This window comes from Halomonas smyrnensis AAD6, from assembly GCF_000265245.1.
GTDB classification, from domain to species: Bacteria; Pseudomonadota; Gammaproteobacteria; order Pseudomonadales; family Halomonadaceae; genus Halomonas; species Halomonas smyrnensis.
The window spans coordinates 48,561-71,719 of record NZ_AJKS02000005.1 but is presented as its reverse complement, the minus strand read 5'-3'; the positions used below and the strand labels follow the sequence as shown (position 1 = coordinate 71,719).

At 69.4% G+C, this 23,159-nt stretch carries 21 protein-coding genes; 13 read left to right on the top strand and 8 right to left on the bottom strand.

Features of this window, described 5'->3' with window-relative positions:
• Window position 1: 1 nt before the first annotated feature.
• Together UYS_RS17090 and UYS_RS0207335 are read right to left on the bottom strand one after the other, a co-directional pair.
• On the bottom strand, window positions 2-3,142 hold the full coding sequence (locus tag UYS_RS17090; protein WP_016854860.1) for an efflux RND transporter permease subunit: 3,141 nt from the start codon (window positions 3,140-3,142) through the stop codon (window positions 2-4).
• Entirely contained in the window at window positions 3,139-4,389 is a 1,251-nt protein-coding gene (locus UYS_RS0207335) for an efflux RND transporter periplasmic adaptor subunit (RefSeq protein ID WP_026068408.1), read from the bottom strand. The genes UYS_RS17090 and UYS_RS0207335 overlap by 4 nt, the downstream gene beginning before the upstream one ends.
• A 438-nt stretch (window positions 4,390-4,827) precedes the next feature.
• Here UYS_RS0207335 and UYS_RS0207330 point away from each other — a divergent pair, with 438 nt between their 5' ends.
• Together UYS_RS0207330 and UYS_RS0207325 are read left to right on the top strand one after the other, a co-directional pair.
• Window positions 4,828-6,099, top strand: coding sequence for an ATP-binding protein (locus UYS_RS0207330; protein ID WP_016854858.1), 1,272 nt, complete (start codon window positions 4,828-4,830; stop codon window positions 6,097-6,099).
• A 26-nt stretch (window positions 6,100-6,125) separates the two neighbouring features.
• Window positions 6,126-6,665 (top strand): response regulator transcription factor, encoded by a 540-nt coding sequence (locus UYS_RS0207325; protein WP_016854857.1) that lies wholly within the window; start codon window positions 6,126-6,128, stop codon window positions 6,663-6,665.
• Window positions 6,666-6,767: 102 nt separating this feature from the next.
• Here the strand turns inward: UYS_RS0207325 and UYS_RS0207320 are convergent, their stop codons facing one another.
• Window positions 6,768-7,538, bottom strand: coding sequence for a 3-hydroxybutyrate dehydrogenase (locus tag UYS_RS0207320; RefSeq protein WP_016854856.1), 771 nt, complete (start codon window positions 7,536-7,538; stop codon window positions 6,768-6,770).
• A gap of 98 nt (window positions 7,539-7,636) precedes the next feature.
• Window positions 7,637-8,068: a [NiFe]-hydrogenase assembly chaperone HybE gene (hybE, locus tag UYS_RS0207315; protein ID WP_016854855.1), complete on the bottom strand. Its 432-nt coding sequence runs from the start codon at window positions 8,066-8,068 to the stop codon at window positions 7,637-7,639.
• 113 nt (window positions 8,069-8,181) lie between these two features.
• On the opposite strand from hybE, the gene UYS_RS0207310 reads away from it, so the two are divergent.
• From UYS_RS0207310 to UYS_RS0207300, 3 genes are all read left to right on the top strand, one after another.
• On the top strand, window positions 8,182-9,003 hold the full coding sequence (locus UYS_RS0207310) for an inositol monophosphatase family protein (protein ID WP_016854854.1): 822 nt from the start codon (window positions 8,182-8,184) through the stop codon (window positions 9,001-9,003).
• A gap of 164 nt (window positions 9,004-9,167) precedes the next feature.
• Window positions 9,168-9,446 (top strand): GrxA family glutaredoxin, encoded by a 279-nt coding sequence (locus UYS_RS0207305; protein WP_016854853.1) that lies wholly within the window; start codon window positions 9,168-9,170, stop codon window positions 9,444-9,446.
• 143 nt (window positions 9,447-9,589) lie between these two features.
• Complete coding sequence (locus tag UYS_RS0207300; RefSeq protein ID WP_016854852.1) at window positions 9,590-10,357, top strand: VOC family protein; 768 nt, start codon at window positions 9,590-9,592, stop codon at window positions 10,355-10,357.
• A 330-nt stretch (window positions 10,358-10,687) separates the two neighbouring features.
• Here UYS_RS0207300 and UYS_RS0207295 read toward each other — a convergent pair whose 3' ends face one another.
• Complete coding sequence (locus UYS_RS0207295; protein ID WP_016854851.1) at window positions 10,688-11,350, bottom strand: CoA transferase subunit B; 663 nt, start codon at window positions 11,348-11,350, stop codon at window positions 10,688-10,690.
• Between the two features lie 36 nt (window positions 11,351-11,386).
• Window positions 11,387-12,088, bottom strand: coding sequence for a CoA transferase subunit A (locus tag UYS_RS0207290; RefSeq protein ID WP_026068407.1), 702 nt, complete (start codon window positions 12,086-12,088; stop codon window positions 11,387-11,389).
• A 141-nt stretch (window positions 12,089-12,229) separates the two neighbouring features.
• On the opposite strand from UYS_RS0207290, the gene UYS_RS0207285 reads away from it, so the two are divergent.
• The 7 genes from UYS_RS0207285 (at window position 12,230) to UYS_RS0207255 (ending at window position 19,479) form a co-directional block, all read left to right on the top strand.
• Window positions 12,230-13,132, top strand: coding sequence for a LysR substrate-binding domain-containing protein (locus UYS_RS0207285; protein WP_016854849.1), 903 nt, complete (start codon window positions 12,230-12,232; stop codon window positions 13,130-13,132).
• A 50-nt stretch (window positions 13,133-13,182) separates the two neighbouring features.
• Window positions 13,183-15,132, top strand: coding sequence for an acetoacetate--CoA ligase (locus UYS_RS0207280; RefSeq protein ID WP_016854848.1), 1,950 nt, complete (start codon window positions 13,183-13,185; stop codon window positions 15,130-15,132).
• 160 nt (window positions 15,133-15,292) lie between these two features.
• The gene (locus tag UYS_RS0207275) at window positions 15,293-16,162 is read left to right on the top strand and encodes an acyltransferase (protein ID WP_016854847.1); all 870 of its coding nucleotides are present in this window, start codon (window positions 15,293-15,295) and stop codon (window positions 16,160-16,162) included.
• Window positions 16,111-17,031, top strand: a complete 921-nt coding sequence (locus UYS_RS0207270) for a LysM peptidoglycan-binding domain-containing protein (RefSeq protein ID WP_083868097.1) — start codon at window positions 16,111-16,113, stop codon at window positions 17,029-17,031. The genes UYS_RS0207275 and UYS_RS0207270 overlap by 52 nt, the downstream gene beginning before the upstream one ends.
• A gap of 120 nt (window positions 17,032-17,151) precedes the next feature.
• Complete coding sequence (locus UYS_RS0207265) at window positions 17,152-18,309, top strand: glycosyltransferase family 4 protein (RefSeq protein WP_016854845.1); 1,158 nt, start codon at window positions 17,152-17,154, stop codon at window positions 18,307-18,309.
• Complete coding sequence (locus tag UYS_RS0207260) at window positions 18,281-18,823, top strand: phosphatase PAP2 family protein (RefSeq protein ID WP_026068405.1); 543 nt, start codon at window positions 18,281-18,283, stop codon at window positions 18,821-18,823. The genes UYS_RS0207265 and UYS_RS0207260 overlap by 29 nt, the downstream gene beginning before the upstream one ends.
• Window positions 18,824-18,861: 38 nt before the next feature.
• Window positions 18,862-19,479 (top strand): alpha-ketoglutarate-dependent dioxygenase AlkB family protein, encoded by a 618-nt coding sequence (locus UYS_RS0207255; RefSeq protein WP_016854843.1) that lies wholly within the window; start codon window positions 18,862-18,864, stop codon window positions 19,477-19,479.
• A 170-nt stretch (window positions 19,480-19,649) separates the two neighbouring features.
• Here UYS_RS0207255 and gcvT read toward each other — a convergent pair whose 3' ends face one another.
• Window positions 19,650-20,759 carry a glycine cleavage system aminomethyltransferase GcvT gene (gene gcvT / locus UYS_RS0207250; RefSeq protein ID WP_016854842.1) on the bottom strand — a complete coding sequence of 370 codons (1,110 nt, stop codon included), beginning with the start codon at window positions 20,757-20,759 and terminating at the stop codon, window positions 19,650-19,652.
• 64 nt (window positions 20,760-20,823) lie between these two features.
• Entirely contained in the window at window positions 20,824-22,200 is a 1,377-nt protein-coding gene (locus tag UYS_RS0207245; protein WP_016854841.1) for an alanine/glycine:cation symporter family protein, read from the bottom strand.
• Window positions 22,201-22,699: 499 nt separating this feature from the next.
• Between UYS_RS0207245 and gcvH the strand changes: the two genes are divergently transcribed.
• Complete coding sequence (gene gcvH, locus UYS_RS0207240) at window positions 22,700-23,092, top strand: glycine cleavage system protein GcvH (protein WP_016854840.1); 393 nt, start codon at window positions 22,700-22,702, stop codon at window positions 23,090-23,092.
• Window positions 23,093-23,159 lie beyond the last annotated feature (67 nt).

Genomic DNA, 23,159 nt, shown 5'->3' with positions numbered 1-23,159 from the left:
TTCACGTTCCCCTGGCATCCGGCACCACCTCGCGCCCGAAGCGCTCGCGCAGGGGCTCGAGATAGCTGAGCAGCGCCGGAATCACCGCCAGCACCAGCAGCGTCGAGAGTCCCAGCCCGAAGGCGATGGACACCGCCATCGGGATCAGGAACTGGGCCTGCAGCGAGGTCTCGAACAGCAGCGGCATCAGCCCGCCGATGGTGGTCAGCGAGGTCAGCAGCACCGCCCGGACCCGCTGCACTACCGCCTCGTTCAGCGCGGCATCGATGGCCAGCCCGCGGTGGCGCTGCTGGCGGTAGAAGGTCACCAGGATGATGGCGTTGTTGACCACGATGCCGGAGAGCCCGAACAGGCCGAACAGCGACAGCATGGTCAGGTCGAGCCCCATCAGCCAGTGGCCCAGCAGCGCGCCCACCAGCGCCAGCGGGATCGTCGCCATGACGATCAGCGGCAGGCTCCATGAGGCGAACACCCAGGCCAGCACCACGTACATCAGCGCCAGCCCGACCAGGAGCCCGACGCGCATGTCGGCGAAGGTCTCGCGCTGATCGGCGGCGCGGCCCTCGAAGCTGTAGCGCACCCCGTGTTCGCGCATCAGCGTCGGCAGCACCGTGGCGGCGAGATCGGCCAGGATACGGTCGGGCGTGTTGACCGCGGCGTCCACCTCGGCGGTGACCTCCACCGCCAGCCGTCCGTCGGCGTGGCGCAGCGTCTCGAAGCCCTGGCGATAGTCGAAGCGGGCCACCTGATCGAGGGGCACGAAGTCGCCGTCCGGGGTGCGAATCGACAGCCGCGACAGCGAGCTGAGCCGTTCGCGCTGCTCGCGGGGCAGCAGCACCCGCACCTCGACCTCGTCCGGGCCGTCCTGATAGACCTGCACCAGCCTGCCGTCGTAGGCCGCACGCAGCTGGCGCCCCAGCTCGCGGGTGGTCAGCCCCAGCGCCTCACCGCGCGGACTGACCCGGTAGATCAGCTGCTCGCGGCCCCAGGGCATGTCGTCCTCGGTGGCCAGCACCCCGGGCAGCTGGGAAAGCGAGCGCGACAGCGATGTCGCCGCCGCCTTCAGCGGCTCGGCGGCATCGCCGGTCAGGCGCACGTTGACGTCCTTGCCCGGCGGGCCGGCGCTGCGCTCGCTGATGGTCAGGTTCTCGATGCCCGGCGGCGGGTCGAGGCGTGCGCGCCAGTCGCGGATGATCTCGGCGTTGCGCGCCGTGCGATCGTCGGAGGGAATCAGCTCGACCATGATCGAGCCCAGGTTGTCGCCGCTGCGCCCGGCCTGCCCCTCGGCGATCACCGCGCCGTGTCGCGTCACCGCCTGGGCCACCAGGCCACCGCCCAGCGCCTCGTCGGTGGCCTCGAGGGCGGCTTCCATGTCGCTCAGGAAGGCATCGACCCGGGCGCGATCGGTGCCGGCGACGAAGCTCGCGTTGGCATAGAGCACGTTGGGCTCGGGCGTGGGGAAGAAGTTGAAGGCCAGCCGCCCGCCGGCCAGCAGCCCCACCGTGACCAGCACCATGGCCACCGCTGCGGCCAGGGTCGCGGCCCGGTAGCGCAGCGTCAGCGACGAGAAGCGCCGGAAGGGGCCCTCGCGGAAGGCGTCGAAGGCGGCATCGAAGCGAGCGCGGGAGCGCGCCAGCGGCAACGGCCTCGGTGCCCTGGCGCCTGTCGACGCGGCGGGCACGAAGGCATTGCGAAGATGGGCGGGCAGCACCACGAAACACTCCAGCAGTGAGGCGACCAGCACGCAGATCATCACCACCGGGATGTCGCCGAGGATGCTGCCGATCACGCCGCCCACCATCAGCAGCGGCATGAAGGCCGCCACCGTGGTCAGCGAGGAAGCCATCACCGGCCACAGCATGCGCCGCGCCGCGCCCTCCGAGGCGCGCCGGGATGCCTCGCCCTGGCGAAAGTGGGCATCGGCATCCTCGCCGACCACGATGGCGTCATCGACGATCACCCCCAGCGCCATGATCAGCGCGAACAGCGAGATCATGTTGATCGAGCCGCCGATGATCCAGAACGTCGCCATGGCACCGAGGAAGGCGGTGGGAATGCCGACCGCCACCCAGAAGGCCACCCTCCCCGGCAGGAAGAAATACAAAAGCCCCAGCACCAGCAGCAGGCCGCCCAGGCCATTGCTGATCAGCAGCCCGATGCGCTCGGCGATCAGCTGCCAGGTCTCGTCGTGAACCTCGAGCGTCACCGTGGGCGGCAGCAGCGGGCGCGTCTCGTCGAGCCAGGCCCGCAGCGTCTCGGCCGCCGCCAGGGAGTTGCCGTCCTCGCTGCGCTGCAGCAGCAGCTCCACCGCGCCCTGGCCGTCGCGGCTCAGCGTCACCTCGCCCTGCCGGGGCTCCTGGCGGATGATGGCGATGTCGCCCAGGCGCAGCTGCACGCGATCGCTGCCGAGAATCGGCAGCTCGCCGAAGCCGGCCGACGAGCGGCGCTGCTCCACGGCACGCAGCTCGCGGGTGCTGTCGCGCTGGCCGATCAGCCCCGCCGGCAGGTCCCGGGACATGGCCTCGACGCGCTCGGCGATCTCGTCGAGGGACAGCTGCAGCCCCTCCAGGCGCCGGGCCGGCACCTCGATGCTGATCTGCTGCTCGGGCAGGCCCTCGATCTCCACCCGGTCGAGGCCCGCCTGCAGCAGCGAGTCCTCGAGCCGATTGGCCAGATGACGCAGCTCGTCGTCGGACAGCGCGCCGTGAATCAGCAGCCGCGCCACCGGCTCGAAGTGCGCCACCCGGCTGATGCGCAGCTCCTCGGCATCGACCGGCAGGTGGGTGAACTCGTCGACCCGCTGGCGTACGTCGTCCAGCGCCAGCACCGGATCGGTGCCCTCGCGGAATTCCAGGCTGATGCTGGACACGCCCTGGGCCGAGGTCGAAGTCATGCGCTTCAGCCCCTCGATGCTGCGCAGGCGCTGCTCCAGCGGCAGGGTGATGCCCTGCTCCACGTCCTCGGCGGCGGCCCCGCTCCACACCGTGCTCACGCTGACCACGTCGAGGGCGAAGTCGGGGAAGAACTGGACGTTCATGCGCGCCAGCCCGAGCGCGCCCCCCAGCAGCATGACCAGCATCACCAGATGCGCGGCGACGCGGTGGTGGACGAAGAAGCTCAGCGGGCCGCGACGCCGGCTCATGGGCGCTCCCCGGTCCTGTGGTCTTTTTCCCCGGCGACCTCGACCCTGAGGCCCTCCGCGGCGTTGGGCAGATGGGTGACGATCACCTGCTGGCCGTCGGCCAGCCCCGCGCCGCTGACCAGCACCCAGCCGTCGCCGGGCGCCGTGGCGTCGTTCACCGGGCCATGACGCTCGACGCGCAGCCGACGCATGCGATCGTTCTCATCGCGCAGGTAGAGCACCTCGTCGCCGTAGAGCGCGCTGGCCGGGACCGCCAGGCTATCCGCCACCGCCGGGCGACGCAGCGTCACGTCGACCAGGCTGCCCGGCCGCAGTCCCCGGGGCTCGCCCACCAGGCGCAGGATCGCCTCGGTGCCGCCCGGCGCGCTCTCGCCGACGAAGCCATCGAGGCGAAACCGAGCGCCCTCGCCCTGGGCGACGGGATGCTCGCCGTCGTCCAGCGCCGCCTGCAGCTCGCCGAGATAGGCGCTGGGCACCTGGGCGCGAAGTTCCAGGCCATCACGCGGGTAGATCGACAGCAGTTCGGCGCCCTCGCCGACCCGCTCCCCGGGCGCCACCGTCACGCCGCTGACGATGCCCTCGAAGGGCGCCAGGACCCTGGCTCGTTCGGCGTCGCGACGCGCCTCGGCGAGCCCGGCCCTGGCCTCGGCCAGCCCGGCCTCGAGCTGGGCCAGCCGGGCGGGATGGCCGGCCAGGGCGCCTTCCCGGGCGTCGACGGTCACCCGCGCCTGGGCCAGGGCGTCGCGGGCATCGTCCAGCGACGAGGCCGAGGCCAGATTGCGATCGGACAGCGAGCGCACACGCGCGAGCCGGCGGCCGGCGTTGTCGAGCATCTCGCGCTCCCGGGCCAGCGCGGTGCGATCGCTCTGCTGGCGCACGCGTTCGGCCTCGATCTGCGCCGCCAGGTCGGCGACCCGGGCCTCGGCTCGCGCCACCACCGGCGCCACGTCCGCCTCGTCCAGGACCACCAGCGGCTCGCCTTCGGCCACGCGCTGGCCGTCGCGCACAGGCCGTTCGGCGATGCGCGCGGGCAGCGGCGCGGTGAAGGTCACCGCCTCCGGGGCGACGATCTCGCCGTAGAGCGGCAGCAGCGGCGCATGGCTCGACAGCGCCACGGACAGCGTCTCGACGCGCCAGCTGCGCTCCTGGGGCGCCACCTCGGCGGGCTCCGGGCGCGTCGCCCGCAGGCCGAGAAAGGCGCCGGCACCGAGCGCCAGGAACAGCACGGGGATCAGCAATCGTCGCATCGGCCATCCATCGGACAGGATTCGAAGACTCCAATATACCGTCTGAACCGCGGGGAGAAACCCGAGATTCGTCGTCGGCTTGCGCGCCGTCATGGTTCCGTCATCCCGCGCCCCTAGGGTCGTGCCCCGACTTCCAGGGGAGACGATCGATGCGATAGGGACGCGACATCCTGGGTCTGGGCGTTCAGCTCCGGAGCAGCCGGCCAGGGGCCGGGGCCGGACACGACACCATCACGCCATCATCATCGCCGAAGCCCCGCCGGCCGGCGGTGACCTCCGGGGTGATGAGCGTGGACCTGCTGACCGGGCGCGCCATGCGCTGGTCACGGGGCGGCGACCACGGCCGGTCGGGGAGCGACGCCTGACCGCACCCCGCCGCGGGACGCGGTGCGGAGCGATCGGGTATCATCGCGAGCACGATTCTGCCGCGGAGCCCCCATGCCAGCCGCCCTGCCCCTGCCGCTGTCCACCCCCAACCGCAACATGGTGCGCCTGACCATCGTCCGAGGCATCACCTGGACCGGTTTCCTGTTCGGCATCGTGATCGGCGTGACGGGGCTCGGCTTCGAGCTCGACCTGCCCGCCGTGGGCGCGGTGATCGTGGTGATGGCGCTGATCAACATCGGTACCTGGTGGCGGCTGGGCCGTCCACGGGACGTCAGCCACCGCGAATACCTGGCGCACCTGCTGGCCGACATGGCGGGCCTGACGCTGCTGTTCTACTTCACCGGCGGGGCCACCAACCCCTTCATCAACTACTACCTGGTGCCGGTGACCATCGCCGCCGCCACGCTGCCGTGGCGTCATGCCTGGGGCGTGGCCGCCGCGGGCCTGGCCGGCACCAGCTTCCTGATGATCTTCTATCATCCCGTGCCTCAACTCGGCATGCCGCACCTGCAGGACGGCATCAGCCTGCATATCCTCGGCGTGTGGCTGAACTTCGCGCTGTCCGCGGGGCTGGTGACCTTCTTCATCTTCAAGATGGCCCGCGCCCTGCGCGGCCGCGAGCAGGCCCTGTCGCGCACCCGCGAGGCGGTACTGCGCAACGAGCAGGTGCTGGCCGTGGCCACCCAGGCCGCCGGCACCGCCCACGAGCTCGGCACCCCGCTGTCGACCATGGCGGTGCTGCTCAACGAGATGCGTGAGGACGCCCGGGGCAACGAGCTGCTGGAGAAGGACATCGACCTGCTGCGCGAGCAGGTCGCCACCTGCAAGTCGCGGCTGCGCCACCTGGTGGACAACGCCGACCGGCGCCGCATGGCCAGCCCCGAGGTGCGCGAGGCCACCGAGTGGCTCGAGGAGGTCGTGCAGCGCTGGCTGGTGCTGCGCCCGGACGTCGGCTACCGCCTCGAGGTGACCGGCCGCCGCGGCACGCCGCGCCTGACCGTCGACACCACCCTCGCCCAGGCGATGACCAACCTGCTCAACAACGCCGCCGATGCCAACCCGGACAACATCCTCATCCAGCTCGACTGGAAGGCCGACGAGGTGGTGATCGACATTCGCGATCACGGCCCCGGCGTGTCGCTGGACATCGCCGACCAGCTCGGCGAGACCTTCGTGTCCACCAAGAGCAAGGGCCTCGGCATCGGCCTGTTCCTGACCCATGCCACCATCAACCGTTTCGGCGGCGGCGTGCGGCTGTACAATCATCCCGAGGGCGGCACCCTGACCGAGGTGACCCTGCCTCGCAGCGCCCCCGCCGTCTGAGCGGCCCCGATTCCAGCGAGGATGCCATGCAAGAGACCGACGAACGCCTGCTGATCGTCGATGACGACGAGATGTTCTGCCACGTGCTGCACCGCGCCATGAGCCGGCGCGGCTTCGAGGTGCTGGTGGCCCACGACGCCGAGCACGCCCTGTCGCTGGCGCGCCAGCATGCGCCCACCATGGCCACCCTGGATCTAAAGCTGGAACAGGAGTCGGGGCTCAAGCTGCTGCCCGAGATGCTCGAGGTGGTGCCGGACTGCCGCGTGGTGGTGCTGACCGGCTACTCGAGCATCGCCACCGCGGTGCAGGCGATCAAGCTCGGCGCGGTGAACTACCTGTGCAAGCCCGCCGACGCCGAGGAGATTCTCGCCGCCCTGTCACAGGAAGAGGCCGATCCCGGGGCCGAGGTCGCCGAGCATCCGCCCTCGATCAACCGCCTGACCTGGGAGCATATCCAGAAGGTGCTGCAGGAGCACGACGGTAATATCTCCGCCACCGCCCGCGCGCTGGGCATGCATCGCCGCACCCTGCAGCGCAAGCTGCAGAAGCGCCCGGTCAGGCGCTGAGTCGCAAGCTGCAGCCTGAAACCGCCCACAGCGAAGAAACCCCGAAGGCCCGGGCCTTCGGGGTTTCTTGTCGCTCGGCGCTCGGCGCTTGTCGCTCGGCGATTACTGGGCCGTCCAGCCCAGATCGATGTTCCAGCTGGCGCCGGTGACGGCCCCCGCCGCATTGGAGGCCAGGTAGCCCACCAGCGAGGCCACCTCGCCGGGATCGATCAGTCGCTTGACGGCGGCGTTCTTGAGCATGATCTGCTCGACCACCTCCTGCTCGTCCATCCGGTTCAGTCTCGCCTGGTCGGCGATCTGGTTCTCCACCAGCGGCGTCTTCACATAGGCCGGGCACAGGGCGTTGGCGGTGATGCCCTGCGGGCCGCCTTCCAGGGCCGCGGTCTTGGTCAGCCCGATCAGGCCGTGCTTGGCGCTGATGTAGGCGGCCTTGCCGGGAGACGCGACCTGGGCGTGGATCGAGGCGACGTTGACGATGCGGCCCCAGCCGTTTTCGCGCATCGAGGGCCAGGCGGCCTGGGTCAGCAGGAAGGGCGCGGTCAGCATCAGATCGATGATCCGACGCCACTGCGCCTCGGGGAATTCCTCGATCGACGACACATGCTGAATGCCGGCATTGTTGACCAGGATATCGAGCCGGCCGAAGCGGCTCAGGGCATCGGCGACCGCGGCCTTGCAGGCCTCTCCATCGGTGAGGTCGGCCTGGAAGAAGGCGGCGCCGGCGCGCTCGGCGATCGCCTGGCCCTCGGGATTGAAGTCCACGGCCAGCACCTGATGGCCCTGCTCTCGGAAGTGGCGCACCACGGCCTCGCCGATGCCGCTGCTGGTGCCGGTGACGAGCGCCACGCGCGGCGTGGAAGATTGAGCGGTCATGGAGTCTCCTCGTTGCAGTTCCATGGGAAAGCTGAAGATACGACGCTGCGCCACCAGCATATGAACCTTTGCCGCACTGCACCAGAGCGACCTTTCTCCTACTCGGCGGCAGCCGGCGCCATCACCTGCGCCATCAACCGCTGGGCCAGCCGGCTGCCGTCCTGCACCGAATCGAGATCGGAGAGATCGTCGAGCAGCGTGCACAGCCACAGCCACTCGCCGGCGCGCAGCGATACCGCCTGGAAGGGATAGCGCCCGGAGGGCAGCGCCAGCGTCAGGCGCGCCCCCTCGCCGGGACACGCCTCGTCGTCTTCCGGCACCAGCGCCAGCGACATCGAGCCAGGGGTGATCAGCGCGCCCAGCAGGCCGCGTCGACCGTCCGGCAGCGCCTGGGGCTGGAAGCACAGGGCATCCACGCCGAGCCGCGGGTTGTCGCCGGGGGCGCGGCAAGCGGCCTCCAGGAAGTCGCGCTCCCAGGCCTGCGCCAGGCGGTTAAGGCGGTCGTACTGATCGGCGGACAGGGCCTGCATCACGGCGCTCCTGCGTTGAGATGACACGATGAGATGAACGGGCGGCCAGTATAGCCAGCCGACCGGGGGTTACTGCTAGCATGGTAAGCCTAACGACACCCCGAGGAGCCGCCATGACCCCCGAACAGCGCCTGGAGATCGCCGTCGACATCGCCACCCACGCCGGGCGGATGATCATCGAGGCCCGCGAACAGGGCGATTTCGACCATCGCTACAAGCAGGGCCAGGAACTGGTCACCGACATCGACCTGCAGGTGGACACCTACATCGGCGAGCGGCTGGAGGCGAGCTTCCCGGAGGAAGCGCGGCTCAGCGAGGAGCTCGCCCCGGACCGCGAGGTCCTCGAACGGCCCGATGCGCTGTGGGTGGTGGACCCGATCGACGGCACCGTCAACTTCGCCCACGGCCTTCACCACGTGGCAGTCTCGGTCGGCTGGGCCAGCGGCGGCAAGGTGAGGCTCGGCGTCGTGCACGCCCCCTTCCTCGGCGAGACCTACACGGCGCTGGCCGGACGCGGCGCCTGGTGCAACGGCGAGCCGATTCGCGCCAGCGGCAACAAGGAGATGGCCACCAGCCTGGTCGGCACCGGCTTCCCCTATCGCCGCGACAGCCGGCCGCCGCTGATGCGCCGGCTGATGGCCGTGCTCACCCACTGCCAAGACGTGCGCCGCGCCGGCTCCGCGGCCCTCGACCTGTGCGCCGTGGCCAGCGGCCGCCTGGACGCCTACTACGAGAGCGTCTCGCCCTGGGACCTGGCCGCCGGCCTGCTGATCGCCCGCGAGGCCGGGGCGCGCACCGGCCATCTCTATCCGGTCCCCGGCGGCTTGCCCGAGGATCTCTACGGCGAGAACCTGCTGGTATCGAGCCCGGCGCTGCACGAGCCACTCGGCGAGCTGCTGCGCCACGCCGACGCCAGCGACCAGGACGCCCTCTGAGCCCGTCCGCCGGGGCGCCGCCCCCGGCGGCAAGCGCCCTATAGGGCGATGCAATCGCCGCCCCAGCCGATGCCTATTGGCCACACGCGCGTCGCTGGGGCAGAATGGCCCCCGATTTCGCCTTTATCCCCTTTCGATGCATCCGTGATGCAAGGAGTCATGCCATGTTCGTCGTCATCTTCGGCCGCCCCGCCTGCCCGTTCTGCGTTCGCGCCAAGGAGCTCGCCGAGAAGCTCGAGAGCGCCGGCGCCATCCAGGGGCACCGCTACGTGGACATCCACGAGGAAGGCATCACCAAGGCCGACATGGAGAAGACCATCGGCAAGCCGGTCGAGACCGTGCCGCAGATCTTCGCCGACCAGACCCACATCGGCGGCTTCACCGAGTTCGACCAGTACGTTCGCGAACAGGGGCTTCTGGAGAAAGCAGAAGCCGCCCAGTAAGCCGCGCGACACGTGCTAGACGAAGGCCGCCCGAGGGCGGCCTTCTTGCGTCATGGCCGCGCCTCCTGCCTCGTTGAATCCGCCCACACCCGCGCGGCTTACACTCCTGAAGGGACAACTACGCGGACAGAGGAAGAGGCAGGATGCAGCGGGAAGAATTCATCCAGCAGCTATGGCTGGATTACGTTCATCAGCACCCGGATCTCGGCGGGCTGCGGCTATGGCCGGTGGAGACCCCGCCGGAATACCTGACGCTGCTGACGCTCAACCACGGCCCCTGGGCCATGGAGGCGCTGCTGCCGACCCTGGTGCGCTTCGGCTATCGCCCGCTGCAGCGCTATGCCATGGCCGACCGTGGCCTGCTCGCCACCCTGCTGGCGGCACCCGACGACGGCGCCTGGCTGGTGCTGGCCGAACTGCAGCTCGGCACCCTGTCGCGGCCGCCCCGCGAGGCCCTGCAGCAGCTGGTGAGCCAGGCCCATGCCGCCGACACCCGGGGCCAGAACCTGCTGTGCCGCGGTCGCCCCTGGCCGGTGCCGGACTGGGCCACCTTCCAGGCACTGACGGCGGCGCATCCGCTGGCCGGCTGGCTGGCCGCCATGGGGCCGCGACTGCATCATCCCGGCTTCGACTGCGCCCGGCTCGGCCAGAGCCTCGATCAGCTCGACGGCGCCCTCGCCCAGTCGGGCATCGACGGCAGCGCCGACCGCCATCACGGCATCCTGCCCGTCTCGCCACTGCTCGACTACCGCTTCTATCCGGGGCCGGCCCGGCGGCTGATCTTCGCCGAGGGCGACGAGCACAGGGTCACCGCCGGCGGCCTGGCGCTGGTACAGAAGCAGGTCAGCGCCAATCAGGAGCGCTGCGCCGAGCTGCTGCTGCCCCACCACACCCGCTGCGAGCTCACCTAGGTCCTGTACGAAAACTGTCAGCGCTCGCCCATCCGGCGGGCGTCTTTTGCTGGCCAACCGAGCGCCAGCTCACCCGCCGTTTCTCGACCCGATCTCCGCCCGCGCCCCTTGACGATTCGGCCTCGAGGCGTCCCGGCTCGCGCCGCGCCGGCGCGACCATCCACAGTTTCTGTGGATAACGCTGTGCATCATCTCGGCACAGCCGGCGACGAGCCCCGTGACATGGCCGTGGCGCTTGGAATGGTCAGTTTTTCGGCACTCGCCGGCAACGAGATGGCCCGGGCAAGCCCGGGCCATGAAAGGAAAAAATCCTTGACGACGCCGAAGACGTCAGTCGGCGAAGACCATCTCCGGCACGTGGTCCGGCACGATCAGCTTGCCGGCGGTCTTTTCCTTGATCTCCTCGACCGAGACGCCCGGCGCGCGCTCCTTGAGCACGAAGGCGCCGTTCTCGATCTCGAGGTAGGCCAAGTCCGTCAGCACGCGGTTGATGCAGCCGGCGCCGGTCAGCGGCAGGTTGCAGGATTCCAGCAGCTTGGACTCACCGTGCTTCGAGGCGTGGGTCATGGTGCAGATGATGTTCTCGGCGCCGGCCACCAGATCCATGGCACCGCCCATGCCCTTGATCAGCTTGCCGGGGATCATCCAGGAGGCGATGTTGCCGTTCTGGTCGACCTCGAAGGCGCCGAGCACGGTCAGGTCGACGTGGCCGCCGCGGATCATGGCGAAGGATTCCGCGGAGGAGAAGATCGCCGCGCCGGAACGGGCGGTGACGGTCTGCTTGCCGGCGTTGATCATGTCCGGGTCCACTTCCTCCTCGGTGGGGAAGCGGCCCATGCCCAGCAGGCCGTTCTCGGACTGCAGCATGACGTCGATGTCATCCGGCACGTAGTTGGCCACCAGGGTGGGAATGCCGATGCCCAGGTTGACGTAGAAACCGTCCTCGAGTTCGCGCGCCACGCGCATAGCCATCTGTTCGCGAGTCAGTGCCATCGTGATTGCCTCTTGTATCTTGTAAGGGATAAGCGCTTAGCCCTGGTGCACGGTGCGCTTCTCGATGCGCTTCTCGAAGGTGCCCTGGATGATGCGATCGACATAGATGCCCGGGGTATGAATCTGGTCCGGCGGCAGCTCGCCGGGCTCGACGATCTCCTCGACCTCGACCACGGTGATCCTGCCCGCGGTGGCGGCCAGCGGATTGAAGTTCTGGGCGGTGTCGCGGTAGATGACGTTGCCGTAGCGGTCGGCCTTCCAGCCCTTGACGATGGCGAAGTCGCCGACGACGGATTCCTCGAGGATGTAGTGGCGGCCGTTGAACTCGCGGACCTCCTTGCCCTCGCCGATCGGCGTGCCGTAGCCGGTGGCGGTGTAGAAGGCCGGAATGCCGGCACCGCCGGCGCGCATCTTCTCGGCCAGGGTCCCCTGCGGCGTCAGCACCACCTCGATGTCGCCATCGAGCATCTGCCGCTCGAACAGCGCGTTCTCGCCCACGTAGGAGGCATAGATGGTGCCGATCTGGCGATCCTCGAGCAGCAGGCCCAGGCCGAAGCCGTCCACGCCGCAGTTGTTGGAATAGACGGTCAGGTCCTTGACGCCACGGCGCTTGATCTCGCCGATCAGGTTTTCGGGGATACCGCACAGCCCGAAGCCGCCGGCGATCACGGTCATGCCGCTCTCGATGCCGGCCATTGCCTCCTCATAGGAACCCACTCGCTTGTCGAATCCGGCCATATCTGCCTCGCCTGGTTGGAAAGTGGTTGTTGTTGCGGAGTTATTTTCAAGACACCCGCAGTGTCGACGGGGAATATATATTTGTTAAGTTTGATTTTTTTATAGATTATTTTGATTACCAAATAGACTAGCGTAGCGCCCATGACCGTCAAGCAACTCCGCGCCTTTCTCGCCGTGGCCCAGACGCTCAGCTTCACCCAGGCCTGCGAGCGCCTGCATCTGTCGCAGCCGGCCCTCAGCCTTACCATCAAGAGCCTGGAGGAAGCCCTCGGCGGCCGCCTGCTGACCCGCAGCACCCGCAGCGTGAGGCTGACGCCCGAGGGCGAGTCCCTGGTGCCGCTGGCCAAGCGCCTGCTGGCCGACTGGGACAACACCGAGGAGCTGCTGCGCCAGCGCTTCACCCTGCGCCTGGGCCGGGTGGCCGTGGCGGCCATGCCCTCCTTCGCCGGCAACCAGCTGCCCACCGTGCTCAGGGCCTTCCGCGCCCGCTATCCGCAGATCAATGTCACCGTGCACGACGTGATCAACGAGCAGGTCATCGAGATGGTACGCCATGGCCGCGTCGAGCTGGGCATCGCCTTCGCCCCCGAGGCCACCGATACCCTGCACTTCACGCCGCTTTTCGAGGACCGCTTCGTGGCCGTGGTGCCGGCCGATTCGCCGCTGACCGAGCGCCAGCGGGTGGACTGGCCGACCCTGCTCTCCGAGGACTTCATCACCCTGCAGCGTCCCTCCATGGTCCGGCTGATGCTCGAGGAGCAGCTGCGCGCAGAGGGCATCGAGCTGCCGGTGGCCTTCGAGAGCTATCAGCTCTCCACCGTGGGCCGCATGGTGGCCGCCGGGCTCGGCGTCAGCGCGGTGCCGTCGCTGTGCATCGAGCAGATGCATGAGCTGGGCGCGCGCTGCCTGACCCTGGAGGCGCCGACCATCCAGCGCGCCGTGGGCGTGCTGTCCGCCAACGCCGAAGCGCTCTCGGTGGCCGCGCAGGCACTGAGAGAGGTCATCCAGGAGACCATCACCGCCCCCGTGCTCGGCGCCGACTAATCTCAAGACAGGGGAATCCAACAGCCGTCGTCGATCAGGAGGGATGTCCCATGGCCGAACCGCTCTGGCAACCGTCTCCCGAGGCGATCGAGGCGACTCGCCTGGCCGCCCTGATGCGCCGGCTCGAACGCCGGCACAGCATCGAGCTGCCCGACTACGCCGCCCTGCACGCCTGGAGCCTCGCCCATCCCGAGGCCTTCTGGACCCAGCTGTGGGACGACGCCGATATCATCGCCGAGCGGCGCGGCGAGCGCGTGCTGGAACGGCCCGACGCCATGCCCGGCGCCCGCTGGTTCCCGGACGCCCGGCTGAACGTTGCCGAGAACCTGCTGCGCCGCCGTGACGCGCATCCGGCGCTGATCGCCCGGGACGAGCGCGGCCGGCGCCGCGAGCTGAGCCATGCCCGGCTGTATCGGAGCGTGGCCGCCCTGGCCGCGGCGCTGCAAGAGCTCGGCGTGGGCCCCGGCGACCGCGTCGCCGGCATCGTGCCCAACGGCGAGCATGCGGTGATCGCCATGCTCGCCGCCACCAGCCTCGGCGCCATCTGGTCGTCCTGCTCGCCGGACTTCGGCGTCCAGGGCGTGCTCGACCGCTTCGGCCAGATCGGTCCTCGCGTGCTGATCGCCGCCGACGGCTCCACCTGGCACGGCAAGGCGATCGACATCCGCCCACGGCTGGCCGAGATCGCCTGCGCCATCGACGGCCTGGCGCGCGTGGTGGTCTACCCCTTCCTGGACGACGCGCCCGAGCTCGACGACATTCCCGGGGCCGTGGCCTGGGACGACTTCCTGGATCACGACGCCACCGAGATCGCCTTCGCCGCGCTGCCCTTCGATCACCCCCTCTACCTGCTCTACTCGTCCGGCACCACCGGCACGCCCAAGGCCATCCTGCACTCGGCCGGCGGCACCCTGCTGCAGCATCTCAAGGAGCAGCGGCTGCACACCGACATCGGCCCCGGCGACGTGCTGTTCTACTACACCACCTGCGGCTGGATGATGTGGAACTGGCTGGTCTCGGGGCTCGCCTCGGGCGCCACCCTGGTGCTGTTCGACGGCGCCCCCTTCGCGCCCTCGCCCGACGCGCTGTGGGCCATGGCCGAGCGCGAGGGTGTCACGGTGTTCGGCACCAGCGCCCGCTACCTGGCCGCCTGCGAGAAGCAGGGCCTGCGCCCCGGCCGCGACCACGACCTCTCGGCGCTGCGGGTGGTGCTGTCCACCGGCTCGGCGCTGTCGCACGCCTCCTTCGACTACGTCTACCGCGACATCAAGGCCGACCTGCTGCTGACCTCGATCTCCGGCGGCACCGATATCGTCTCCTGCTTCGCCCTGGGCTGCCCGATCCGCCCGGTCCATCGCGGCCAGATCCAGTGTCGCGGGCTGGCCATGGCGGTGGACGTGTTCGACGACGACGGCCGGCCGCTGCGCGGCGACAAGGGCGAACTGGTGTGCACAAAACCGTTCCCCGCCATGCCGCTGGGGTTCTGGAACGATCCCGGCGGCGAGCGCTATCACGACGCCTACTTCTCCACCTTTCCCGGCGTCTGGGCCCACGGCGACTACGCCGAGATCACCCCGGAGGACGGCCTGATCATCCACGGCCGCTCCGATGCGGTGCTCAATCCGGGCGGGGTGCGCATCGGCACCGCCGAGATCTACCGCCAGGTGGAGAAGGTCGAGGAGGTGCTGGAGTCGCTGTGCATCGGCCAGGAATGGCGGGATGACATCCGCGTGGTGCTGTTCGTGCGCCTGCGCCCGGGGCTGAGCCTCGACGACGCCCTGCGCGAGCGCATTCGAGAGACCATCCGCGCCAACGCCACGCCGCGCCACGTGCCGGCGAAGATCCTCCAGGTGGAGGACCTGCCGCGCACCCTGTCAGGCAAGCTGGTGGAGCTCGCCGTGCGCCACGTGGTCCACGGCCGGCCGGTCAGGAACCGGGACGCACTGGCCAATCCCGAGGCGCTCTCGCTGTTCGAGGATCTTCCCGAGCTGAGAGAGTGATGCCTGACCATGCACGGGCCGATCCGTCGAGGGGTCCACGAGCGGGGCCGCCTCCTCGCCTGCCGGCACCGACGCCACCGAGTTGACGCGCAGCGCTGGGCACCCCCGCCACGATCCATTAGCATTGGCGCTTACATCTTTCTTCAAGGAGACCAACGGCATGTCGACCCTCAGGGGCATCGTCAGCCTGCTGCTGCTGACCCTCAATACCCTGTTCTGGGCGGTGCCGCTGATCGCGCTCACCCTGCTCAAGCTGATCACCCCGGGCCGCCCGCTGCGGCGCCGGGTGCTGCGCTGGCTGAACGGCGTGGCCCTGGGCTGGGTCGACGTCAACCTGTGGTGGATCCGCCACTGGATCCGCCCCGATCTGCGCCTCGACCTGCCGGACGGCCTGAGCCGCGATGAATGGTGGCTGGTGCTGGCCAACCATCGCAGCTGGACCGATATCTTCGCGCTGTTCCTGGCCCTGCATCGCCGGCTGCCGATGCCGCACTTCTTCGTCAAACGCCAGCTGATCTGGATTCCGGTGGTCGGGCTGGCCTTCTGGGCGCTGGAGTTCCCGATGCTGCGCCGGCTGACCCGGGAGCAGCGCGAGCGCCATCCGCACCTGGCCCGCCGCGACCGGGAGGCCACCGAGCGCATGTGCGCCCACGCCCGCGAGCGGCCTATCGCCATCTACAACTTCGTCGAGGGCACCCGCTTCACCCCGGCCAAGCACGCCGCCCGCCACAGTCCCTATCGCCACCTGCTGCCGCCGCGCGCCGGCGGCATCGCCCAGGTGCTGAACCTGCTCGGGGATCGGCTGAGCGGCATTCTCGACGTGACCCTGCGCTACTCGCGCCCCGAGCCCCGCTTCTGGGATTTCCTCTGCGGCCGCGAGGGGGCGATCCACCTGAGCGCCCGGCGCCTGACGGCGCCCGAGTGGATGACCCAGGGCGACTATCACCAGGACCCCGCCTACAAGGAACGCTTCCACACATGGCTCAACGCCCAGTGGCAGGCCAAGGACGCCGCCCTCGATACGCCCTGACCCTTCTCTCGCTGCTGCTGGTCGTCCTGCTGGCCGGCTGCGCCGGCCCGTCGGGGGTGATGCGCGGCGGCTCGCCGGCCGGCCACTGGGTGACCATCCAGCGAGGCGACACCCTGGGCGAGATCGCCCGGCGAGCCGACGTGCCGCTGGTGCGGCTTCTGCGCTTCAATCCCGGCGTGAATCCGCGCGGGCTAGCCGTGGGTCAGCGCATCCTGGTCCCCAGCCAGCGGGAGCGGGCGCCGTCCGGGGGCCCCTATCGCTACCAGATCCGCCCTGGCGACACCTACAGCGCCATCGCCCGGCGCTTCGGTACCTCGCCGGTCAGCATCGCCGCGGCCAACACCGGCGTCAGCCCCACCGATCTCAAGATCGGTCAGCTGGTATCGGTGCCGCTGCACGGCACCCGGGCCGCCTCGAGCCGCGGCAGCACGTCAAGCGCCCCTTCACGCTCGTCGTCGCCGAGCCCGGCGCCCGATCCCGGTCCGGTGCCGAGCGACGCCCGCGACTGGCCCTGGCCGCTGGACGACTACCGGGTCGCCCGCGCCTTCGGCCAGGACAGCCGCGGCACCCTGCAACCCATGCTGCTGGCCACCGACCAGGGTGCCCGCGCCAAGGCCGTGGCCGACGGCGAGGTGCGCTTCGCCGACAGCATGCGCCAGCTCGGCCGGGTGGTGATCGTGCATCATGAGGGCAACCTGCAGAGCGTCTATGCGCTGTGCGACACCCTGCTGGTGGACAGCGGCACCCGGGTCGACCAGGGCACACCGCTTTGCACCGTGAGCCGGCACGCCGCCACCGGACGCCATGACCTGCTTTTCGACATGCGCCACGGTGGCAAGCCCATCGATCCGCGCAGCGTGCTGCGCTGAGCCGAACCGCTCCGATATTGTCATCGCGGCGTCATGACGATGTCGCGATGCTGTCACCCCGCCCGGCCATCCTGAATCGGCAACGGGGCCACTCCGGCCACCGACGTCACGAGGATGGACATGCGCATCTGCCTGGTCAGCGAAACCTGGACGCCGGACATCAACGGCGTGGCCCACACCCTGGCCCAGCTCAGCGGCCAGCTGCGGGAACGCGGCTTCGCGTTGCAGCTGGTACGACCGCGCCCCGCCGACGGTGAGCATCGCGCCGAGGGCATGGACAGCGAACTCCAGGTGCGCGGTACCTCCGTGCCGGGCTATCGCGAGGTGCGCCTCGGCTTTCCCGCCGGCGGCCGCATCCGTCGCCTGTGGCAGGCCGAGCGACCCGACGTCGTCTACGTGGCCACCGAGGGCCCGCTCGGCTGGTCGGCGCTGGCCGCCGCTGAGAAGCTGGGCATCCCCGTGGTCAGCGGCTGGCACACCAACTTCGATCATTATTGTCGGGACTACGGCGTCGACTGGCTGCGCCCGCTGGTCACCCAGCGCCTGCGCCGGTTCCACAACCGCTGCGGCGCCACCCTGGTGCCGACCCATGCCCAGGCCCGCGACCTCGGCCAGCGCGGTTTCGAACGGGTCAAGGTGATGGCCCGCGGCATCGACGGCGAGCGTTTCTCGCCGGCCCATCGCGACCCGGCCCTGCGCGAGCAGTGGGGGGCCGACGAGCATCAGCCGGTGGCGCTCTACGTGGGCCGCCTGGCGCCGGAGAAGAACCTCGACCTGCTGCGTGACACCTTCGCCGCCATGCTCGACGCCCATCCCGGCCTCACGCTGGTGGTGGTCGGCGACGGTCCCGGCCGCGCCAACCTCGAGCGCGCCCTGCCCCAGGCCCACTTCGCCGGCTTCGTCTCGCCGGACGACCTGATCCGCTACTACGCCAGCGCCGACCTGTTCGTCTTCCCGTCGATCTCCGAGACCTGGGGCAACGTGCTGCTCGAGGCCATGGCCAGCGGCCTGGCGACCGTCGCCTTCCGCCACGCCGCCGGCGCGGAACTGATCGAGGACGACGTCAACGGCGTGCATCTGGCGGTCGGCGACGAGGCCGGCTTCCGCGACGCCGCGGTCGCACTGTGTCAGCAGCCGGCCCGCTACGGCCGCCTCGGCCGCGCCGCCCGCCAGCGTGCCCTCGGCTATCGCTGGCCCGCCATCACCGATGACTTTCTCGCCGCCCTGACCCACGCCCGGGAGATGTCCGATGAAACCTCGCGCCCCTGCCGTGTTTGACCGCCTGGATACGCTCGAATGGCACCTCTGCCAGCGCCTGGCCGGGTTCAGCATCCATCGCCCCTGGCTGTGGTCGCTGCGCCTGGCCAGCAAGGCCGGCGACTGGCCGATCTGGGGGGCGCTGATCGCCGCCCAGCCCTGGCTGCACGGTGGCGAAGCGGGCTGGCGGCTGACCCTCCACTACACCCTGACCGCCCTGGTGGCGATCGCCTTCTATCGACTGGTGAAGACGCGGCTGTGTCGCGAGCGCCCCTTCATCACCTTCACCACCATCGCCTGCCAGGAACCGGCCCGGGATCGCTACAGCTTCCCCAGCGGCCACACCATGCACGCGGTGCTGTTCTGTACCCTGGCCGCCGCCCACACGCCCTGGCTGCTGCCGGCGCTGATTCCCGTCGCCGCCCTGATCGCGGTCTCGCGGGTCGGCCTCGGCCTGCACTACATCAGCGATGTGATCGCCGGCGCCGCCATCGGCTACGCCATGGCGCTGGCGAGCCTGGCGCTGGCCTCCTGACACTGGTGTCCAGGCCCCGGGGCTGGCACCCTGCGGGCATGGACCTGTTTTCTCCCTCTGCCGACGACGGCGAGCGGCTGCTCGACCATCCCCCGCTGCATCGCTTCGCGCCTCTGCTCGGTGCCGATAGCGCCGACCGGGCCCTGGCCCGTCTCGACGGCGAGCTGGACTGGCAGCGACCGACGCTGCGTCTCTACGGCCGCGACCACCCGATTCCCCGCCGCCAGGTGTGGATGGGCGACGCCGACTACCGCTACTCGGGCCGGCGCTTCGCGCCGACGCCCTGGCATCCCGCCGCGCTGGCGATCCGTGATGCCGCCGTGACGCGACTGGCGCGCGCCGGCATCGAGGCCCGCTTCAACAGCGTGCTGCTGAACCGTTACGCCGACGGCGACGAGCGCATGGGCTGGCACAGCGACGACGAGCCGGAACTCGGCGAGGCGCCGCTGATCGCCGCCGTCAGCCTCGGCGCCGACCGGCCGCTGCGCTTTCGCTGGAAGGATCGCCGTGCTCCGGCCTTCAACGTCAGCCAGCCCCACGACGGCCTGCTGCTGATGGGGTCGGGCGTTCAGGCCGACCTCGAGCATGCCCTGCTGCCGCGGCGCGACCACGGGCTACGCATCAGCCTGACGTTTCGCTGGGTACAGCACGATTGAGGGCCGCGCTCCCCGGTGGCTCACCCGACCCACTCCCCACACCCCCCTTCGCACGACGCACATAAAAAAACGGCCACCCCTTTCGGGATGGCCGCGTCCGGCTCGATGCACCTGCGACATTCGATGTCGCCGATGCGCTCGGTCATGAAAACCGAGATAACGGTATAACATCAGCCACGGTGGTAGCCCGGCGCAACGAAGGGCATCTTGCTGACCACCATCGGCAGGCGCTTGCCGCGCACCTCGGCGAAGACCGTGGTGCCGACTTCGGCCCGCTCGATGGTCACGTAGCCCATCGCCACCGGCTTGCCGACGGCGGGGCCGAAGCCGCCAGACGTCACCACGCCGATGACATGGCCCTCGTCGTCGAACAGCTCGGCGCCCTCGCGCACCGGGGCGCGCCCCTCGCCGAGCAGGCCCACGCGCTTGCGACGATGATCCTTCTCGGCCACCTGATGCAGGATCAAATCGGCGCCGGGGAAACCGCCGGGCCGCTCGCCGCCGCGGCGACGCGGCTTGCCGATGGCCCAGATCAGCCCGCCTTCCACCGGCGTGGTGGCGGTGTCGATGTCGTGACCATAGAGGCACAGCCCGGCCTCGAGACGCAGTGAATCGCGCGCCCCCAGACCGATCGGCTCGACCTCCTGCTCGGCCAGCAGGCGACGCGCCAGGGTCTCGGTGTCCTCGGCGGCCACCGAGATCTCGAAGCCGTCCTCGCCGGTATAGCCGCTGCGGCTGACCCAGACCTCGATGCCGTCGATGGAGAAGCGGCCGTGCTGCATGAACACCATCGCGCAGGCCTCGGGGCACAGCCGTGACATGACGTCGGCGGCCTTCGGTCCCTGCAGCGCCAGCAGGCCACGATCCAGCACCTCGACCTCGTGACCGGACAGGCCACGACGCAGGTGCGCGATATCCTGCTCCTTGCAGGCCGCATTGACGACCAGATAGAGGTGATCCCCCCCGTTGACGATCATCAAGTCATCGAGGATGCCGCCTTCCTCGGAGGTGAACAGGCCGTAGCGCTGCTGCCCCTCGGCCAGGCCGACCAGGTCGGCGGGCACCAGGGTCTCCAGCGCCTCGGCCGGCTCGGGGCCGCGCACCAGCACCTGGCCCATGTGCGAGACATCGAACAGGCCGCAGGCCTGGCGGGTATGCTCGTGCTCCTTCTTGACCCCCAGCGCGTACTGCACCGGCATGCTGTAACCGGCGAAGGGCACCATCTTGGCGCCCAGTTCGAGATGGAGATCGTGAAGCGGCGTCTGGCGTTGTTCGTTCATCGCGGTCGTATCACTCCCATAAAGCGGAGGCGCGGGGCGGGATCCGACCCGCGCCGGGTGTCGTTTACTTGTTGAGGTCTTCGCCCGGCAGCACGTCCTTGCCGTCGAAGTAGTCGCGGGTCAGCTTGAACACCACCGGCGACAGCAGCGCCAGGGCGATCAGGTTCGGGATCGCCATCATGGCGTTGAACACGCTGGCCAGCAGCCACACGAAACCGAGCGGCAGCACCGAGCCGACGAAGATCGCCAGGATGTAGATCACGCGGTAGTACTTGATGGCGCCCACGCCGAACAGGTACTCGAAGCACTTCTCACCGTAGAAGGCCCAGCCGAGGATGGTGGTGAAGGCGAACACCGCCAGCGCGAAGGACACCACGTACTGGCCGATGCCCGGCAGCGCCTGGTTGAACGACAGTGTGGTCAGGGCCGCGCCGGTCTCGCCGGAGGTCCAGGCGGTGGTGAGGATCGCCAGTGCGGTGATCGAGCACACCACGATGGTGTCGATGAAGGTGCCGAGCATCGCGATCAGGCCCTGGCGGACCGGGTTCTTGGTCTGCGCGGCGGCGTGAGCAATCGGCGCGCTGCCGAGGCCGGCCTCGTTGGAGAACACACCGCGGGCGACGCCGAACTGGATCGCCTTGGCCACGGCCGCACCGGCGAAGCCGCCCGCCGCGGAGATCGGCGTGAAGGCGTGGCCGAAGATCAGGCCCAGGGCATGGCCGATCTGGTCGGCGTTGATGATCAGCACCAGCAGGCCACAGAGGATGTAGGCCACGGCCATGATCGGCACCAGCTTGCCCGCCACCTTGGCGATGCGCTTGATGCCGCCGAGGATGACCGCGCCGGCCAGCAGCATGATCACCAGGCCGGTGATCCAGTGCGGCAGGCCGAGGGATTCGCCCAGGCCGTCGGCCACCGAGTTGGACTGCACGGTGTTGCCGATGCCGAAGGCGGCCACGGCGCCGAACAGCGCGAAGGCGCCGCCCATCCAGGCCCACTTCTGGCCCAGGCCGTTGCGGATGTAGTACATCGGGCCGCCGACGTGATCGCCGGCCTCGTCGACCTGGCGATAGCGCACGGCCAGCACCGCCTCGGAGAACTTGGTGGCCATGCCCACCAGGGCGGTGATCCACATCCAGAACACCGCGCCCGGGCCGCCGAGGAAGATGGCGGTCGCCACGCCGGCGATGTTACCGGTCCCGATGGTCGCGGACAGTGAGGTCATCAGCGCGTTGAACGGCGAGACCTCGCCTTCGCCCTCATCGCCCTTCTCGGTGCTGCGCCCCTTCCACAGCAGCTTGAAGCCCATGCCCAGCTTGCGAATGGGCATCACCTTCAGGCCGACCTGCAGATAGAGGCCGACCCCGAGCAGCAGCACCAGCATCAGCGGGCCCCATACGACCCCCTCGATGGCCGACAGAAAATTGGTCAAGGTTTCCACGTCTTGTCTCCCTAAAGCTTGTTGTTATGCACCAACGTGCACTTGTCTTGCGGGCGAGTGATACCAACGATGATACGAACTCGCGTACCATAGCGGATCATTCCGTTGGCGCTCCAGTCTCCTATAGGAAAATACGGCGATTTCCCCGCGTCACAGCATGAAGCATAGCCGAGATCGCATTTGACGCGGCGCGTCCCCATTCCTGTGCCGCCACCTCGGCCGGAGCCGGAGAAATATGTTTCTTATCGGAAACAGGCATCACTCTAGCCGCCCGCCACGAGGGTAGCAAGTCCGACATCACCGCCCCGGTGCCCTCGCCACGCGGCGCCGAACGTGTTCGTCACGGGGCAAGCGAGCAGGAATCTCCTCGGCGGCCTACGCTGGGAGAGGCGTTCACGCATCGCCCCGTGATGTCCCGTTGCGTCCGGGGCTCGCCAAACGCCTCCGAGGGCGTTAGGATGCCCCCACACCAGAAACCTTTTTCGTATAGGAAAACGTCATGAGTGCTATCCCCGCCAACCTGCGCTACGCCGAAAGCCACGAGTGGATCCTCGACAACGGCGACGGCACGGTAACCATCGGCATCACCGACCACGCCCAGCAGTCCCTCGGCGATGTGGTCTTCGTCGAGCTGCCCGAGGTCGGTGCCGCCCTGGCCAAGGGCGACGAGTTCGGCGTGGTCGAGTCGGTCAAGGCCGCCTCCGATCTCTACGCCCCGCTGTCCGGCGAGGTCGTCGCGGTCAACGAGGAACTCGAGGACGCGCCCGAGACCCTGAACGAATCGCCCTACGAGGACGGCTGGATCCTGAAGCTTCGCCTCGAGGAAACCAGCGCTCTCGACGACCTGCTCGATGCCGACGCCTACCAGGCGCTGGCCGACGCCGAGGACTGATCCGACCCCGTCGGTCCCGGCGGCGGGGCATGGCGCCAATCCCCCTGACGCCATGCCCCGCGCCCCT

What these genes read in the sequence shown, in the direction of transcription:
- UYS_RS17090 (WP_016854860.1), bottom strand. Translation starts at nt 3,142, where the DNA reads ATGAGCCGGCGTCGCGGCCCGCTGAGCTTCTTCGTCCACCACCGCGTC.
- UYS_RS0207335 (WP_026068408.1), bottom strand. Translation starts at nt 4,389, where the DNA reads ATGCGACGATTGCTGATCCCCGTGCTGTTCCTGGCGCTCGGTGCCGGC.
- UYS_RS0207330 (WP_016854858.1), top strand. Translation starts at nt 4,828, where the DNA reads ATGCCAGCCGCCCTGCCCCTGCCGCTGTCCACCCCCAACCGCAACATG.
- UYS_RS0207325 (WP_016854857.1), top strand. Translation starts at nt 6,126, where the DNA reads ATGCAAGAGACCGACGAACGCCTGCTGATCGTCGATGACGACGAGATG.
- UYS_RS0207320 (WP_016854856.1), bottom strand. Translation starts at nt 7,538, where the DNA reads ATGACCGCTCAATCTTCCACGCCGCGCGTGGCGCTCGTCACCGGCACC.
- hybE (WP_016854855.1), bottom strand. Translation starts at nt 8,068, where the DNA reads ATGCAGGCCCTGTCCGCCGATCAGTACGACCGCCTTAACCGCCTGGCG.
- UYS_RS0207310 (WP_016854854.1), top strand. Translation starts at nt 8,182, where the DNA reads ATGACCCCCGAACAGCGCCTGGAGATCGCCGTCGACATCGCCACCCAC.
- UYS_RS0207305 (WP_016854853.1), top strand. Translation starts at nt 9,168, where the DNA reads ATGTTCGTCGTCATCTTCGGCCGCCCCGCCTGCCCGTTCTGCGTTCGC.
- UYS_RS0207300 (WP_016854852.1), top strand. Translation starts at nt 9,590, where the DNA reads ATGCAGCGGGAAGAATTCATCCAGCAGCTATGGCTGGATTACGTTCAT.
- UYS_RS0207295 (WP_016854851.1), bottom strand. Translation starts at nt 11,350, where the DNA reads ATGGCACTGACTCGCGAACAGATGGCTATGCGCGTGGCGCGCGAACTC.
- UYS_RS0207290 (WP_026068407.1), bottom strand. Translation starts at nt 12,088, where the DNA reads ATGGCCGGATTCGACAAGCGAGTGGGTTCCTATGAGGAGGCAATGGCC.
- UYS_RS0207285 (WP_016854849.1), top strand. Translation starts at nt 12,230, where the DNA reads ATGACCGTCAAGCAACTCCGCGCCTTTCTCGCCGTGGCCCAGACGCTC.
- UYS_RS0207280 (WP_016854848.1), top strand. Translation starts at nt 13,183, where the DNA reads ATGGCCGAACCGCTCTGGCAACCGTCTCCCGAGGCGATCGAGGCGACT.
- UYS_RS0207275 (WP_016854847.1), top strand. Translation starts at nt 15,293, where the DNA reads ATGTCGACCCTCAGGGGCATCGTCAGCCTGCTGCTGCTGACCCTCAAT.
- UYS_RS0207270 (WP_083868097.1), top strand. Translation starts at nt 16,111, where the DNA reads ATGGCTCAACGCCCAGTGGCAGGCCAAGGACGCCGCCCTCGATACGCC.
- UYS_RS0207265 (WP_016854845.1), top strand. Translation starts at nt 17,152, where the DNA reads ATGCGCATCTGCCTGGTCAGCGAAACCTGGACGCCGGACATCAACGGC.
- UYS_RS0207260 (WP_026068405.1), top strand. Translation starts at nt 18,281, where the DNA reads ATGAAACCTCGCGCCCCTGCCGTGTTTGACCGCCTGGATACGCTCGAA.
- UYS_RS0207255 (WP_016854843.1), top strand. Translation starts at nt 18,862, where the DNA reads ATGGACCTGTTTTCTCCCTCTGCCGACGACGGCGAGCGGCTGCTCGAC.
- gcvT (WP_016854842.1), bottom strand. Translation starts at nt 20,759, where the DNA reads ATGAACGAACAACGCCAGACGCCGCTTCACGATCTCCATCTCGAACTG.
- gcvH (WP_016854840.1), top strand. Translation starts at nt 22,700, where the DNA reads ATGAGTGCTATCCCCGCCAACCTGCGCTACGCCGAAAGCCACGAGTGG.